Origin of the sequence: Streptomyces johnsoniae (assembly GCF_031845565.1) — a bacterium.
Lineage (GTDB): Bacteria > Actinomycetota > Actinomycetes > Streptomycetales > Streptomycetaceae > Streptomyces > Streptomyces johnsoniae.
In genome coordinates this window covers 172,172-186,431 of the sequence record NZ_JAVREV010000006.1, presented here as the reverse complement: position 1 = coordinate 186,431, position 14,260 = coordinate 172,172, and the positions used below count along the sequence as shown (strand labels likewise).

Here is a 14,260-nt window from a genome sequence, read left to right as displayed (position 1 = left end):
AGAGGCCGATCACGAGAGGCTGATCATGAGAGGAAGCGACCTCATGGACCCGCACGGGCCCGCTCACCTTCCGCGGCGCCGGGTGCTGCGCGCCACGGCCGCGGCCGCCGGCTCCCTTCCGCTGGTCTCCGCCCTGACCTCCTGTCTCAATCTGGGCGTCGAGGGCTCGCCGCACGGGCCGCTGGACGTGCTCTACCTGGGCGACGCCACCCAGCAGCAGTCGTTCAACCAGCTTTTCGACGCCTTCAGGGAGGCGCATCCGGACATCGAGCTGGAGGCCCGCGGCATCGCGGCCCCGAACTGGGGCACGTTCGCCAACACGGTCGCCACCCAGATCGCCGGGGGAAAGGTGCCCGACGTGGTCCAGGTGGCGACCGAGGGCCAGCGCCTCTTCGCCTCCAAGGGCCTGATGGAACCGCTGGACGACTACATCGCCAACGACCGCGCGCTGGTCGACGCGTACTTCGCGGACGTCGATCCGCGGTTGCGGGACTGGACCGAAACGTACAGCTCGACCGACGGGAGGACGTACTACATACCCGGCGGCTACAACACCGCGGTGCTCTACTGCAACACCGAGGTCTTCGAAGCGGCCGGGGTGGACCTTCCGGCCCGGGAGTGGACCTGGGAGGAGTTCCGCCGGGCGGGTGTCCTGATCAAGGAGCGGACCGGGGCCTTCCTGATCCCGCTCGGCTTCGGCTTCCCGTTCATCGACATCATGCCGTGGCTGCTCACCAATGGCGCGAGCACTCTCAACAGCACTTGGGACGAGGGCACTTTCGACAGCGAGGGAGCCGTGGAGGCCGCGGCTTTCGTCAAGGGGCTCATCGACGACGGTCTCTCACCTCGGCCGGGCGGAACGTTCGACGCGGTGGGGCAGCTCCGCAACAACGCGCTGGCCACCCTCGGCGGCGGCCGGTGGCCCACCCTCGACGTGCGCCGCCTCGACATGCTCGACCGGGTGCGGATCGTGAGCTGGCCGGTCAACGCCGGCCACGGTTCCCCGGTCGGCTGGGACGGCTGGCCCATCCTGAAGGCTTCCCAGAAGAAGGAGAAGGCCTGGACTTTCCTCACCTGGCTGATGTCGGAGGAGGCGTCCGTCTTCTACGCGAGGAACGGCGGCTCGACGGTCCCCGCCCGCAACTCGGTCGCCACCGGCGCCCCGTTCCTCGACCAGGCACCGCCGGGCACCGAAGCCCTGCCCGAGGCCATCACCTACGGCACCCCCATCCCCTCCCCCGAACGCGGCAGCGAGGTGCAGGACGCCATCAACCAGGGCTGGCAGGCCGCCATCACCGGGACGAAACCCGTGCGCGAGGCCCTTGAATCGGCCAACGAAAGACTGGGAGGGCTGCTGTGACCGCTGTGAACACACCCGCCCCGGAACGCGCCGGCCCCCGCCCCGCCACGCCCGCCACCCCCGCCGGCCGGTCCCGCGGCCAGCGGGCCGGGTACCTGTTCGTCACCCCGGCGGTGCTGCTCTTCCTCGTCTTCGTCGCCGGCCCGTTCGCGGCGGCCGTGGTCCTGAGCTTCTACTCCTGGGACCTGCTCACCCCGGCCGAGTTCAACGGATTCGGGAACTTCACCGAGATGGTCGGCGACCCGCTGCTCTACCAGGCCCTGGCGAACACCTTCCTGTTCGCCCTCGCCTCCGTGGTGACCCACGTGGTCGGCGGCCTCCTGCTGGCGCTGGCGGTGAACCGGACCATGAGCCGGGTGCTCTCGTACTTCGTGCGCACCGCGCTGTTCTTCCCGTTCGTGATCTCCTGGGCCGCGGTCGCACTGCTGTGGAAATACGTGCTCGACCCGACCTTCGGCGTCGTCACGCACTACGCCGGGGAGGTCGGCCTTTCCACCCCGGACTGGTTCACCGACCCCGACTGGGCGCTGCCGGCGATCATCGGCATCGACCTCTGGCACACCATCGGGTTCACCTTCATCATCATGCTCGCCGGCCTCCAGACGGTCCCCTCGCAGTTGATCGAGGCGGCGCGCTGTGACGGGGCGAGCCGGCGGCAGATCCTGTGGTACGTGACGCTCCCCGCGATGTCACCGACGATCTTCTTCGCCGTCGTGATCACCTTTATCGGGGCGTTCCAGATATTCGACCCGGTGCAGATCATCACCCCGCAGGGCGGACCGGACAACTCCACCCTCACGGTCGTGATGTACCTGTACCAGAAGGGCTTCCAGACGTTCCAGGCCGGCTACGCCTCGGCGGTCTCGCTCCTGGTGTTCGCCGTGATGCTGGTGGTCACGCTGGTGCAGTTCTGGGGAGCCAGGAAGTGGGTGCACCACCAGTGAGAGCGACCATGCGACCGAACGCGGGCACGACCGGAAGAAGAAGAACCGGAAGGCTCCTCGCCGACCTGGCACTCTGGGCGGTCGGCCTGGTGATGGTGGCCCCGCTGATCTGGCTCGTGGTGCAGAGCCTGACCGCCGAGGAGGCGGCGTTCGCGCTGCCGCCGGGCTGGGTGCCCGACCCGTTCACCCTCGACAACTTCCAGGCGATCCCGGGGCTCATCCCGTTCGGGCGGATGGCGCTCAACAGCCTCCAGGTCGCGGTCCTTTCAACGGCGGGATCGCTGCTGGTCAGCGTGCTGGCGGCGTACGCGTTCTCCCGGCTGAGCTTCCGCGGCCGCGACGGCATCTTCATGATCATGCTGAGCGCGCTGATGGTGCCGACCCAGATGACGGTGATCCCGGTCTTCGTGCTGATGCGCAACCTCGGGCTCGTCGACACCCTGGCGGCGCTCTGGCTGCCGGCGCTGATCAACGTCTTCTCGATCTTCTTCCTGCGGCAGTACTTCAACACCATTCCGCGGGAGTTGGACGAGGCGGCCCGCATCGACGGCGCCGGCCACCTGTGGATACTCTTCCGGATGATCGTGCCCCTGTCAGGACCGGCCCTGGCGGCGATGACGATCCTCACCTTCGAACTGTCCTGGAACAACTACTTCGGGCCGCTGATCTTCCTCAGCACCCCGGAGAACATGACGTTGCCGATCGGCCTGGTGACGCTCCAGAGCGGGCAGAGCGGCTCCTCCGTGGTCGTCTTCGCCGCGATCACCGCGGTGGTGGTGCCGGTGCTGGTGGTCTTCCTCTGCTTCCAGCGCAGCTTCGTCGCCAGCATCGCCTCGGCCGGGCTGAGGGGTTGAGCCGATGGCCGGGAGCGGCGCGCCGACGGCGGACGAGACCCTGCTGCGCACCCTGCGGAACGTCTGGCCCGCCCTGCCCGCCCTGCTGTTCGGCAGCGTGGCGGTATGTCTCGCCAGTGTGCTGACGGTGCTGCTGGCGCCCGGAATCACCCCCGTCTCGACGTTGCTGGCAGGGCTGTTGGTCACCCCCTGCGCGGCGGCGCTCGCGGACGTGGGCAACGCGCTGGCGGCCGGGCGGGAGGCCACCGTCACCGGGTGGTGGCGCGGGCTGCGCCGGCTGTGGCGCTTCGGCACCGTACAGGGCCTGGTGGTCGCGGTGCCCGTGGCCGCCTTCCTGGCCGCGCTCGCGGTATGGCGGAACGGCGGCGGGGCGTGGGTGCTGCCGTCGCTGGCGGTGAGCGGTGCGGTCGGCGTGCTCGCGCTGCCGGCCCTGGCGGCGGTGCTGCCGCTCGGTGCGGCGCGCGGCGACCTGCGCGGCCGGCGGCTGTGGACGTGCGGCCTGTACCTGGTGGCGCGGTGGCCGCACCGGTTCCTGGCCGGCCCGGCGCTCGCGGTCCTGGGGGTGTGGGCGGCGGTGCACTGGAGCGCGTCGGTCCTGCTGCTGGTCCCGGGCCCGGCGGCCGTCGTCGCGGCGGCGGCGGTGTGGACGACGCTGCCGGACACCCAGCGACCGACGCCACCCCCGTGACCCGCCCGCCCCGAGCGCATGGTGGTCGGTCACGCGCTCTCTGGTCCGCTAGCGGCCGGCGAGCCAGCCGGGGTGGCTGTCCAGCAGTGCGAGGAGACCGGCTGCCACCCGCAGATCCCATGGCTCGTCCGCCGGGACCCGCAGTTCGTACAGGGCCGGTCCGTCCGCGTAGTCCAGAACGGTGCGGGAGCCCATACGCCAGCGGATGCGGCGCGGGGTCAGGGAGGTGTCCATGAGCATGGCCAGCACCCACAGCAGAAGGACACCCCCCGTGGGAGTCAGCGCGCAGATCCACCACGGAATCCACAGCCGCACGGGCCCCTTCATGCCGACCGCCTCACCGGCCTGAGCGGAGGTGGTGACGGCCCACCGGGTGCGTCGGAACAATCCTGCCGGGGTGCGGGTGATCAGGGCCAGCCGGCCGCCGGCCGCGTCGAGCACCTCGTAGGTGGCGCCGCGCCCGCGGACGGCAGTCAGTGTGACCACATGGGCCAGCGCCTCGCCCCGCTTCGCGTCCCGCCACAGAGTGAAGGCCCGCGCGCCCTGCCGCTGTGCCTGCCGGGCCTGTTCCGCTGATATGCCGGGCGGCATGAGCGCATCAGGATAGGCGAACGTCTCGGCATCCCGCCGCTGCTCGGGACTCAGGCCCGCGGCCGTCCGAATCCGGCGGGCCGGCAAGCCCGGCGTATTGGTGGCGCCGGAGTCATGTAACCACATGATCGCCTGCATCAGCACACAGTAGTGGTTTCCGTGGAGGATCTGGGGTCGTTGTGGCGGCAACGACCGGGAGATGCGACCGGAGCGTGACCGCGGACCTCGACGATGCGCGGACAGGTTTCCCCGGGCCTTGCGGCCGGTCCGTTCCGCGGCCGCTGATCTGCGGCTCTCTGCGACCGAATCGGTGCTGCCAGAGCCCTCGGTACTGTGACTTCGCATGACCGACATCGAGACCGACATCGAGACCGAGACCGAGACCGAGACCGAGATCACCGCGGACCTGGTCCGCGACCTGCTGCGGGAGCAACATCCAGACCTCGCGGGACTGGCCATCCGCGAGGTGGCGGGTGGCTGGGGCAACCAGATGTGGCGCCTCGGGGACGAGTTGGCCGTGCGCATGCAGCGCATGGACCCCACCCCGGAGCTTCAGCTCAAGGAGCGGCGGTGGCTGCCCGTGCTGGCCCCGCGCCTGCCGCTCCCGGTGCCGACCCCGGTGCGGTTCGGCGAACCGTCCGAGCGCTTCCCCAAACACTGGACCGTGATGACGTGGGTTCCCGGCGAGCCGCTGGACCACGGCTCGATCAGCCGCGGCCCCCACGCGGCCGACACCCTGGCGGGCTTCCTCCGGGCGCTCCATGTGGAGGCGCCCGCCGAGGCGCCGATCGCTGCGGACCGTCGCGGTGCCCATCCCAGGGACTGCACGGACGGCTTCGAGGAATTCTTCCGGGCCGTTGCCCCCGACGACATCGCTGCCGACGTCCGGGCCGTCTGGGACGACGCCGTTGCGGCCGGCGGGTGGGAGGGCCCGCCGGTGTGGGTGCACGGCGACCTGCATCCGGCGAACGTCGTCGTCTCGGACGGAACGCTGTCGGGCATCGTCGACTTCGGTGACATGTTCGCCGGCGATCCGGCGTGGGACCTGGCCGCCGCCTGGGTGCTGCTGCCCCCGGGCATGGCCTCACGGTTCTTCGACACGTACGCGCATGCGGACGAGGCGGCGATCCGGCGCGCCCGCGGGCTGGCCGCGATGAAGGGCCTCTTCCTCATGGCGATGGGCCAGGCCGGGGACCGGGGCCTGCCCGGCGGCAAGCCGAACTGGGGGCCCGCGGGCCGGGCGGCACTCGATCGCGTTCTGAAGCGCGTGTGACGCACGCTTCTTCGCCCTGCTTCTCGATCATCGTCGAACGCCATACGGCGTACGCCGCCGGCAGCGGTGTCGGGGTGATGACACCGACCGCCCGGACGTTCACTCCCGCCATTTCGGTCCGTCCGACTTGCCCCTGACGCTGACGTCAGGTTTTAGCGTGGTGGGCGTCGGCGCTCGCCGAACCTTCACCCCACTGATCTCACGAACGGCCGGTTCAGGCCGCGTGGAAAGGCAGAACGTCATGCGCGCAGTCCGTTACCACCGTTACGGCGGTGTGGGGACCCTCGTGGTCGAGCAGGTGCCGGACCCGCGTCCCGGGCCGGGCGAGATCCGCGTCCGCGTCGCGGCGGCCGGCGTCAATCCCGTCGACTGGAAGGTGCGTTCCGGTGCGGTGCGCGAGGTGCTGCCCGTGGACCTGCCCGCGATCCCCGGGCGCGAAGCCGTCGGCGTGGTCGACGAGACCGGCGCGGGCGTGCAGGGGGTGAGCATCGGCGACCGCGTCTTCGGGCTGGGCGGCGTCACCGGCGCGACAGCGGAACTGGCCGTGCTCTCGGCCTGGGCGCACGCGCCCACCACCTGGACCGACGAGGAGGCCGCCGGCGCCGCCCTGGCATCGGTGACCGCGCTGGGCGGGCTGAAGGCGCTCGGTCCCCTGCACGGGCGCACCCTGCTCGTCGAGGGCGCCGCCGGAGGCGTGGGCAGTGCCGCGGTCGAGGTCGCGGTGGCGCGGGGCGCCACCGTGATCGGGACGGCCCGCGAGCGCAACCACGCGTTCCTCACCTCCCTCGGAGCCGTTCCCACCACCTACGGCACCGGCCTCGCGGAGCGCCTGGCCACCCTGGCCCCGAACGGTGTCGACATCGTGCTCGACACCGCGGCCTCCGGCTCCCTGCCCGACCTCATCGCGATCGCGGGCGGCCCCGCCCGCGTATCGACCATCGCCGACCACACCAACGCGGAGCGCCTCGGCGTGCATCTGGCCAACGCGCAGAACGACTCCGCGCTCCTCGCCGAAGCGGGCGAACTCGGCCGGCGGGGCCGCTACACACCGCGCATCGAACGGACCTACCCCATCGAACGGATCGCGGAAGCGCACGCATACGCCGAGCGCGGACACACGCGGGGAAAGATCGTGGTCCGCGTCTGAGCGCGTCCCACCGTTCAAAGCGGGGGTGGCGGGACGAGCGCGCTACGGCCTGCGCAGCCTCTGATGGCGGACCACGCCCCAGGGGCGGCGCAGCAACGTGAGGTCGGTGAACGGGTCGCCGTCGACGAGGAGCAGGTCGGCCGGGGCGCCGGGACGCACGCGCCCGGCGGCCGGTCTGCCGAGGGCGTCCGCCGCCGTGGAGGTCGCCGCCCGGAGCGCCTGGAGCGTGGAGAGGCCGTAGTCCCTGAGCGTGGTGATCTCGTCGACCAGGCTGGGGTGGGCCATACCCGGGGCGCCGGCGTCGGTTCCGGCGATGACCGGGACGCCCGCCTCGATCGCCCGGGCGACGCTGCGCCGGTGCGCCTCGACCACGTCGCGGGCCTTTCGCACCGCGTACTCGGGGGCCTGCCCGTCCGCGATCCGCCGGTACACCTCGGCGGTGGGGCACAGAACGGTCCCCCGCCGCACCATGTCCTCGATGACGTCGTCGGCGAGGAAGACGCCGTGCTCGATGGTGTCGATCCCGGCCCTGACGGCGTTGCGTACGCCCTCCTCACCGAGCGCGTGTGCGGCCACGCGCCGCCCGCGGCGGTGTGCTTCGTGCGCGAGCGCGGCGAGTTCCTCGTAGGTCAGCTCGCTCGCCCCGACCTCTTCGCCGTGGGTCTGGCCGTAGACGCCGCCGGTGGCCGCGGTCTTGATCACTCCGGCGCCCTTGGCGACCTGTCCGCGGACGCCGCGTACCACCTCGTCGGGCCCGTCGCAGGGGATGCCCCAGAAGGGGTCGTGGCCGCCGGTCATGATCACGGTCTGTCCCGCGGCGACGATCGTCGGCCCGTCGAGGTGTCCCCGGTCCACCGCCCTGGCCAGGGTGACGGCGATGTCCCAGTTACCGCCGAGATCGCGGACGGTGGTGATCCCCGCGGGCAGGTAGGCGCGGGCGTGTTCGGCGGCGCGTACGGTGGTGAGCTGTTCGCCGTCCTGGTCGACGTGGGTGGCGGGGTCGGGGCTGCCGTCCCACACCAGGTGGACGTGGCAGTCGATGAGTCCCGGAAGCACGGTGCACCCGGCGAGGTCGACCTCCAGGTCCTCGGGGCCGGAGCGGGCCGAGCGGGGGGCGGTCACCTCCCGGACGACGCCGTCCTCGCAGACGACATCCGCGGGGCGTGGCTCCGTGGCCAGGCCGTCCCAGACGCGTCCGTCGCGGAGTATCAGCGCGGGCGCCATATCAGGGCCGTCCCGCGACGACGGTTCCGCCCTGGATCACGGCACGCAGGTGCTGTTCCGGCTGCGCGAGGATCTCGGTGTCGGTGGTCGGGTCGCCGTCGACGAGCAGGATGTCGGCGACCGCGCCGGGAGCGAGGGTGCCCAGCTCGCCCTCGCGGCCGAGCAGCGCGGCGGCGGTCACCGTGGCCGCGCGCAGTACCTCGTTCGCGGGCTGCACCCGGCCGCGTATGCGGAACTCCTCGCTCTGGTGGACGTGCATGCTGCCGAGCAGGTCGGTGCCGAAGGCGATCCGGACGCCTCCCCGGTAGGCCAGGTGCAGGGCGTGCAGACCGGCTTCGAGGACGTCCGCCACCTTGGCCTGGCTGGCCGGGGGCAGGCCGGCGGCGGCCCCCTCCCGGTGCAGGTACTCATAGGTGACCAGCGTCGGTACGAGGAACGCCTGGTGCTCGACGAAGAGCCGCACGCTGGAGTCGTCGATGAGGTTGCCGTGCTCGATGCAGCGCACCCCGAGCCCCAGGCCCCGGTTCACCGCGCGGGCGGTGTACGCGTGTCCCGTCACGTAGCGATTGGCGTTGCGTGCCTCCTCCACGGCCGCCAGGACCTCCTCGTCGGAGAACTGCAACGAGTCCACCCGGTCGGTGGGCGAGGCCACTCCGCCGGAGAGCATCAGCTTGATGTGGTGGGCGCCGGTGCGCAGCTGGTGCCGTGCGCTGCGGCGCACCTCGGCGACGCCGTCGCAGACCACGCCGATGCTGGGACAGCAGGCATGGTCGTCCAACACGTGCCGGCCGGCGCCGCGCAAGTCGGCGTGGCCTCCGGTCGGCGACAGCGCCTTGCCGCCGAAGACCACCCGGGGGCCGGGCCAGAGCCCTTCGGCCACGGCCGCGGCCACGCCGTAATCGGCACCACCGACGTCGCGCACGGTGGTGAAGCCGCGGTGCAGCATGTCCCGCAGAATTCTGCTGGTGTGGGCGGCCACGTAGGTGGGCGACTGCTCGGCGACATGTCCGAGATCGGCGCTCGCGGCGCTGACGTGCACATGCGCGTCGACGAGGCCGGGTACGAGATGGCGGCCGGTGGCGTTGATCTCCTCGGCCGACTCCGGCGCCCGTAGGGTGGCCCCCACTTCCTGGATACGGCCGTCGTGCACGAGCACGTCGGCCGTCCGCGCTTCGCCGGTAGCAGCGTCACATACCACGCCGCCACGGAGGATGAGAGTGTTCGAGGTCATGAGCTCCCTTCCCGTAGCAGAGCCAGGCTCCTGGCACGCCATATGGTGTCAACAAGACACCGCAGATGCAACAATCATTGCGTTCAGATGGGCATGAACACCGGCATGAACACCGGCACGAACACCGGCACGAACGCCGACGAGACAGACGAGACAGGGGCCGGGGCGGCCCACGAGCAGACGCTGCCGGAGTGGATCAGGTCCCGGCTGGGGCGCCGGCGGCCGGGCGCCGGCGCACGTCGGGTGCTGTCGGCGATCGCCGCCCAGCCGCAGCAGATGTCCTACGCCAGCACCTCCTCGGTGGCGGCCACGGCCGGAGTCAACGTCGCGACCGTGGTGCGCACGGCCCAGCAGCTGGGCTTCAGCGGCTGGCCGGCCCTGCGGGCGGAGATCCGCTCCCGCTACCTGTCCGGCCTTTCGGCCTCCGAGGTGCTCAGCGAGCACCACGAGGACGCCGGTCAGGGGCCCGCGTGGGCCACCCTCCGCCGTGACCTCCACAACCTCAAGGACCTGGCCAGCCTGCTGGACGAAGCGCAGGTGGAACGGGTGGCCCGGACCATCCACGGGGCGGGCACGACACTCGTTCTGGCCTCCGGCAGCTTCGCCGCCCCCGGCCTTCAGCTCTCGCACCTGGCGCAGACCATCGGCCACGACGTGCGGCTGCACCGGGTGGGCGGCACCGCCCTGTTCAACGCGGTCCGGCTGCTGGGGCCGGAGGACTGCCTCGTGGTCTTCCAGGTGTGGCGCACCCCGCGCGAGATCCTGCACGCCATGCAGGTGGCTGCCGCGGCCGGCACGCCGATCGTGCTGGTCAGCGACCAGGCCAGGGAGGAGGTCAGGGAGCTGGCCGCCGAGCTGGTGCCGATGCCCAGCGAGGGGGCCAGCATGTTCCCCTCACTCGTGGCCGCGACCACGATCGTGCAGGCGGTCGTCGCCTCGCTCGTGGCGTGCGATCCGGCCGCCGCCGCGGAGTGGAGCGACGGGGTCGAGCGGCTCTGGTCGCGCTTCGGCCTCTTCCCCGATCCCGAGAATTTGCAATGACTATTGCGATTCGGTGGCCGAAACCTGTCTCATAGGGGACACCCGCACCGTCGGGTGATCCGCCGGCCTACCGGGTGGCCTGCCGGGTCCCACGCGCCCGCACGGCCGACCGTCGATTCCCGGAGGCGTCCATGCAGACGACTCACGTCCTCACACTCGTGCTGTACCTGCTGCTCATGGTGGGCATCGGTATCTGGTTCAGCCGCTCCAAAAAGGTCGCGACCAGCGACGACTACCTTTTCGCCGGCCGCAGCCTGCCCCGCCCCGTGATGATCGGCACCCTGCTGGTCACCTGGGTCGGGTCGGGAACGATCATCGGCGGCGGCAGCTTCGCCTACAGCTACGGTCCGCTGGCCTCGATCTTCTTCCTCGCGGGCACGCCGGTGGGCATCGTGGTCCTGTACTTCCTGGCGCGGCGCATCCGCCGGCAGACGACCTATACCGTTCCCGAGCTGCTGGAGCGCCGCTACGGGGTGACCGTCCGCATGATCGCGGCCGTCATCACCGTGCTGGCCTACACCGGCATCACCGCCTACCAGTTCACCGGCGGCGGCCAGATCGTCAGCCTGATCACGACGCTCTCGCCGGAGCAGGGCTCCATCGTGGTGGCGGTGCTGGTCGGCTTCCTCGCGGTGGGCGGCGGCCTGAAGTCCGTCGCCTGGAGCGACTTCATCTCGGCCCTGATCATCGTGGGAAGCCTGCTCGTCGCGCTGCCCCTGGTGCTTCAGGTGGAACTCGGCGGTCTGGGCCAGTACTGGCAGGACCTCCCCGACGACCGGTCCTCGCTCAGCAGCGGTCTCACGCCGCTGCAGCTACTGGGATACTTCCTGCCGTTGTTCCTGCTCCTCCTGGCGGACCAGAACATCTACCAACGGCTCGGTGCCACGCGCAACGAGTCCGAGGCGCGCAAGTCGACCGGGGGCTTCTTCCTCTCCAGCTTCCTGGTCACGGTGCCCGTGGCCCTGCTGGGCTCGGCCGCGTTCCTGCTCATGCCCGACATCGCGCCGGATTCGGCGGTCCTGGCACTGGGCAGCGAGGGCTACCTGCCGGCCGTACTCGGCGGCCTGCTGCTGGCCGGAGCGCTGGCCTTCATCGTCACCACCGGCTCCTCGTTCCTGCTCTCCGGAGCGGGCAACCTGACCTACGACGTGACGGAGCGGTTGTTCGGCGTGCAGCTGAGCGACCGGAAGCGACTGGCGGTCCACCGCCTGTCCGTGCTGGGCATCGTCACCGTGGCCTACGTTCTCGGCCGGTTCTTCCCGGCGGTGCTGGAGCTGCAGATGTACTCCTACACCGTCTATGGCGTCGCCATCGCGCCGCCGGTCCTGGCGATCTTCCTGTGGAAGCGGGCCAGCAAATGGGGCGCGATGAGCGCGATGGTGCTGAGCACCGTCGTGACCATCGTCTGGGAACAGCTGGACCAGCCCTACGATCTGAACGCGGTGCTGATCTCCCTGCCGGTCTCGCTGGTCACGCTGGTCCTCGTCAGCCTCGCGGTGCCCGACCGCGGGACACGCCCCGCCGACGCGGCCACCGACGCCGCCCCCGCACCGACCAAGGAGTGACATGTCCCTGGACCTCACCGCCTTCCGCGTACTCAGCTTCGACTGCTACGGCACGCTCATCGACTGGGAACAGGGCATCAGCGCCGTTCTGGCGGCCTGGGCCCGCGAGCAGGGCCTCGGCCAAGGCCCGGAGACGCTGCTGGAGACATACGCGGGCCACGAGGCGGCGGTGATGCGCGAGTACCCGACGTGGCGCTACCCCGAGGTGCTGGCGGAAGCGTTCACCCGGACCGGCTCGTCACTCGGTACCGAGGTCGGCCGTGAGTGGGCCGAGCGCCTGGGCGGCTCGGTCCCCGACTGGCCCGCCTTCCCGGACTCCGCGGACGCGTTGGCACGGCTGCGCCGCCACTACGACCTGGTGATCGTGAGCAACGTGCACCGCGACGGGTTCGCGGGCAGCAACGCGCGTCTGCGCGGCGACTTCACCCGGATCATCACCGCGGAGGACGTCGGTGCCTACAAGCCGGCGGACCCGCACTTCGAGGAGCTGGACGCGGCACTCGAAAGCCTCGGTCACGGACGCGGGCAACTGCTGCACGTGGCACAGAGCCTCTTCCACGACCACGTCCCGGCCCGCCGCCGCGGACTCGCCTCGGTGTGGATCAACCGGCGCCACGACCGGCCCGGCTGGGGTGCCACTCCGCCACCGGCGGAGGAGTGGCACTACGACGCCGAGTTCCCCTCCATGGCCGCGTTCGCCGACGCGGCGGACCGCCAGCACGCCTGACCGCACGCCCGGTCCCGCGGCGCCCCTCGCCCTCGCCGCGGAACCACAACGGCAGAACCCGGGGCCCGCGTTTCCGCAGGCCCGAGGCCGAATCGTCGGAGCGGCGGCGCCAGGATGCGAACGTGGGAAGGCTGAGCCGGCAGTTCGACACTCTGCCCAACACAAGCCTGTGGCCAGGCACTTCCCACCTTCTGGCGCCCACCACCCCACACATACCCCACAGACGCCACGGACCAGACCCCGCTCGCGCCAACACAGCCGCCCGCCGCATCGCGGGGGCGGCGGCGCCTCACACCAGACCCGTTGTCGGCGCGCTAGGAGGTCGGCGTCCCGGCCGGGGCCGACGCCGCCGAGCCCGCGTCGGGTTGCCCGCGCTTGATGGCGGCATCGACCGCGGTGCCGATACGGCGCAGGGCCGCCAACTCGTGGGGCTCAAGCCCGTCGATCAGGTACTCGCGGACCGCCGCGACGTGTCCCGGCGCCGCCGCCACGACCTCCTCGTAACCGGCCTCGGTCAGTGTCGCGTTGGTGCGTCTGCCGGAGCCGGGGATGCGGGCTCGGGCGAGCAGTCCGCGCTTCTCCAGCCGGCCCACGACATGCGACAGCCTCGACAGCGACGCCGATGTCCGCGCGGCCAGATCGCTCATCTGCAACGTGTGAGCCGGCTGCTCGGACACGGGCGCCGGTCGTGACGACGCCGAGTCGATCCGCACCCTTCGTCGCGCTCTCGATCTCGGCATCACGCACCTGGACACCGCCGAGGTATACGGGCCCTACGTCAACGAGGAACTGGTGGGTCGCGCCGTCAGGGGCCGCCGGGACGAGGTCGTTGTCGCCACCAAGTTCGGCCTCGTCTCCCACACCGGACGACCGGGGCCGGACAGCACCCCCGCCAACGTTCGCGCTGCTGTCGACGGGTCGCTGCGGCGGCTCGGGACCGACCGCATCGACTTGTACTACCAGCACCGGGTCGACCCGGGCGTTCCCATCGAGGAGACAGTGGGGGCGTTGAGCGACTTGGTGGCGGCGGGCAAGGTACGCCACATCGGGCTGTCGGAGGCGGCCGCGACGACGATCCGTCGGGCTCATGCGGTTCATCCCGTGGCCGCCGTCCAGGCCGAGTACTCGCTGTGGACTCGCGACCCCGAGGCCGAGGTGCTGCCCACGTTGCGGGCGCTCGGCATCGGTCTGGTTCCCTACTCGCCGCTGGGGCACGGCTTTTTCACCGGTGGTATCCGCACCCTGGACGGCCTGGACGCCACCGACTGGCGTCGTACCAACCCGCGGTTCACCGGCGGCAACCTCACGCGCAACCTGCGCATCCTCGACGAGGTGAGCGAGATCGCCGACGAGGCGGGGGCCACGCCCGCGCAGGTCGCTCTGGCCTGGCTGCTCGCACAGGGCGACGGCATCGCGCCCATTCCGGGGACCAGGCGGGTCGACCGGCTCCAGGAGAACTGCGCCGCCGACGGAATCCGGCTCTCCCCCGACCAGATCGCCCGTCTGAACGACCTGCCGCCGGCGTCCGGCGAACGTCATGCCGAGCCCGACATGGCCGCCATCGACCAATGAGAACCGATGAGAACCGATGAGAGAGGCGCCCACGGTGCGCTGG

13 protein-coding genes and 1 pseudogene are annotated in these 14,260 nt (G+C 71.2%); 10 read left to right on the top strand and 4 right to left on the bottom strand.

What is annotated here, in order from left to right:
• Window positions 1-25 precede the first annotated feature (25 nt).
• From RM779_RS12960 to RM779_RS12945, 4 genes are read left to right on the top strand one after another with little or no spacing between them, the layout of a single operon-like run.
• The gene (locus RM779_RS12960; RefSeq protein ID WP_311617842.1) at window positions 26-1,360 is read left to right on the top strand and encodes an ABC transporter substrate-binding protein; all 1,335 of its coding nucleotides are present in this window, start codon (window positions 26-28) and stop codon (window positions 1,358-1,360) included.
• Window positions 1,357-2,304, top strand: coding sequence for a carbohydrate ABC transporter permease (locus RM779_RS12955; protein ID WP_311617841.1), 948 nt, complete (start codon window positions 1,357-1,359; stop codon window positions 2,302-2,304). Before RM779_RS12960 ends, RM779_RS12955 begins: the two co-directional genes overlap by 4 nt.
• Before the next feature lie 8 nt (window positions 2,305-2,312).
• Entirely contained in the window at window positions 2,313-3,158 is an 846-nt protein-coding gene (locus RM779_RS12950) for a carbohydrate ABC transporter permease (protein WP_311617840.1), read from the top strand.
• Window positions 3,159-3,162: 4 nt separating this feature from the next.
• A complete protein-coding gene (locus RM779_RS12945) occupies window positions 3,163-3,846 on the top strand; it encodes a hypothetical protein (RefSeq protein WP_311617839.1) in 684 nt (227 codons plus the stop codon).
• 48 nt (window positions 3,847-3,894) lie between these two features.
• Here RM779_RS12945 and RM779_RS12940 read toward each other — a convergent pair whose 3' ends face one another.
• Window positions 3,895-4,575, bottom strand: coding sequence for a hypothetical protein (locus tag RM779_RS12940; RefSeq protein ID WP_311617838.1), 681 nt, complete (start codon window positions 4,573-4,575; stop codon window positions 3,895-3,897).
• Between the two features lie 205 nt (window positions 4,576-4,780).
• On the opposite strand from RM779_RS12940, the gene RM779_RS12935 reads away from it, so the two are divergent.
• Entirely contained in the window at window positions 4,781-5,710 is a 930-nt protein-coding gene (locus RM779_RS12935) for an aminoglycoside phosphotransferase family protein (protein WP_311617837.1), read from the top strand.
• Window positions 5,711-5,951: 241 nt separating this feature from the next.
• Window positions 5,952-6,857 (top strand): NADP-dependent oxidoreductase, encoded by a 906-nt coding sequence (locus RM779_RS12930; RefSeq protein ID WP_311617836.1) that lies wholly within the window; start codon window positions 5,952-5,954, stop codon window positions 6,855-6,857.
• Between the two features lie 42 nt (window positions 6,858-6,899).
• Here the strand turns inward: RM779_RS12930 and RM779_RS12925 are convergent, their stop codons facing one another.
• Window positions 6,900-8,081: a metal-dependent hydrolase family protein gene (locus tag RM779_RS12925; RefSeq protein WP_311617835.1), complete on the bottom strand. Its 1,182-nt coding sequence runs from the start codon at window positions 8,079-8,081 to the stop codon at window positions 6,900-6,902.
• 1 nt (window position 8,082) lies between these two features.
• Window positions 8,083-9,312 (bottom strand): metal-dependent hydrolase family protein, encoded by a 1,230-nt coding sequence (locus tag RM779_RS12920; RefSeq protein ID WP_311617834.1) that lies wholly within the window; start codon window positions 9,310-9,312, stop codon window positions 8,083-8,085.
• 105 nt (window positions 9,313-9,417) lie between these two features.
• Between RM779_RS12920 and RM779_RS12915 the strand changes: the two genes are divergently transcribed.
• The 3 genes from RM779_RS12915 to RM779_RS12905 all read left to right on the top strand — a co-directional run bounded on the left by RM779_RS12915 (window position 9,418) and on the right by RM779_RS12905 (window position 12,645).
• Complete coding sequence (locus RM779_RS12915; RefSeq protein ID WP_311617833.1) at window positions 9,418-10,353, top strand: MurR/RpiR family transcriptional regulator; 936 nt, start codon at window positions 9,418-9,420, stop codon at window positions 10,351-10,353.
• 131 nt (window positions 10,354-10,484) lie between these two features.
• Window positions 10,485-11,918: a sodium:solute symporter family protein gene (locus tag RM779_RS12910; RefSeq protein ID WP_311617832.1), complete on the top strand. Its 1,434-nt coding sequence runs from the start codon at window positions 10,485-10,487 to the stop codon at window positions 11,916-11,918.
• A gap of 1 nt (window position 11,919) precedes the next feature.
• On the top strand, window positions 11,920-12,645 hold the full coding sequence (locus RM779_RS12905; protein ID WP_311617831.1) for an HAD-IA family hydrolase: 726 nt from the start codon (window positions 11,920-11,922) through the stop codon (window positions 12,643-12,645).
• A 314-nt stretch (window positions 12,646-12,959) separates the two neighbouring features.
• On the opposite strand, the gene RM779_RS12900 is transcribed toward RM779_RS12905, so the two are convergent.
• The gene (locus RM779_RS12900) at window positions 12,960-13,292 is read right to left on the bottom strand and encodes a MarR family winged helix-turn-helix transcriptional regulator (protein ID WP_394813285.1); all 333 of its coding nucleotides are present in this window, start codon (window positions 13,290-13,292) and stop codon (window positions 12,960-12,962) included.
• Between the two features lie 28 nt (window positions 13,293-13,320).
• Between RM779_RS12900 and RM779_RS12895 the strand changes: the two are divergent.
• A pseudogene (locus RM779_RS12895) lies at window positions 13,321-14,217 on the top strand (aldo/keto reductase); the annotation flags it as partial.
• Window positions 14,218-14,260 lie beyond the last annotated feature (43 nt).

Coding starts and splice junctions, on each gene's coding strand:
- RM779_RS12960 (WP_311617842.1), top strand. CDS start 26: ATGAGAGGAAGCGACCTCATGGACCCGCACGGGCCCGCTCACCTTCCG.
- RM779_RS12950 (WP_311617840.1), top strand. CDS start 2,313: ATGCGACCGAACGCGGGCACGACCGGAAGAAGAAGAACCGGAAGGCTC.
- RM779_RS12945 (WP_311617839.1), top strand. CDS start 3,163: ATGGCCGGGAGCGGCGCGCCGACGGCGGACGAGACCCTGCTGCGCACC.
- RM779_RS12940 (WP_311617838.1), bottom strand. CDS start 4,575: ATGCAGGCGATCATGTGGTTACATGACTCCGGCGCCACCAATACGCCG.
- RM779_RS12935 (WP_311617837.1), top strand. CDS start 4,781: ATGACCGACATCGAGACCGACATCGAGACCGAGACCGAGACCGAGACC.
- RM779_RS12930 (WP_311617836.1), top strand. CDS start 5,952: ATGCGCGCAGTCCGTTACCACCGTTACGGCGGTGTGGGGACCCTCGTG.
- RM779_RS12925 (WP_311617835.1), bottom strand. CDS start 8,081: ATGGCGCCCGCGCTGATACTCCGCGACGGACGCGTCTGGGACGGCCTG.
- RM779_RS12920 (WP_311617834.1), bottom strand. CDS start 9,312: ATGACCTCGAACACTCTCATCCTCCGTGGCGGCGTGGTATGTGACGCT.
- RM779_RS12915 (WP_311617833.1), top strand. CDS start 9,418: ATGAACACCGGCACGAACACCGGCACGAACGCCGACGAGACAGACGAG.
- RM779_RS12910 (WP_311617832.1), top strand. CDS start 10,485: ATGCAGACGACTCACGTCCTCACACTCGTGCTGTACCTGCTGCTCATG.
- RM779_RS12905 (WP_311617831.1), top strand. CDS start 11,920: ATGTCCCTGGACCTCACCGCCTTCCGCGTACTCAGCTTCGACTGCTAC.
- RM779_RS12900 (WP_394813285.1), bottom strand. CDS start 13,292: ATGAGCGATCTGGCCGCGCGGACATCGGCGTCGCTGTCGAGGCTGTCG.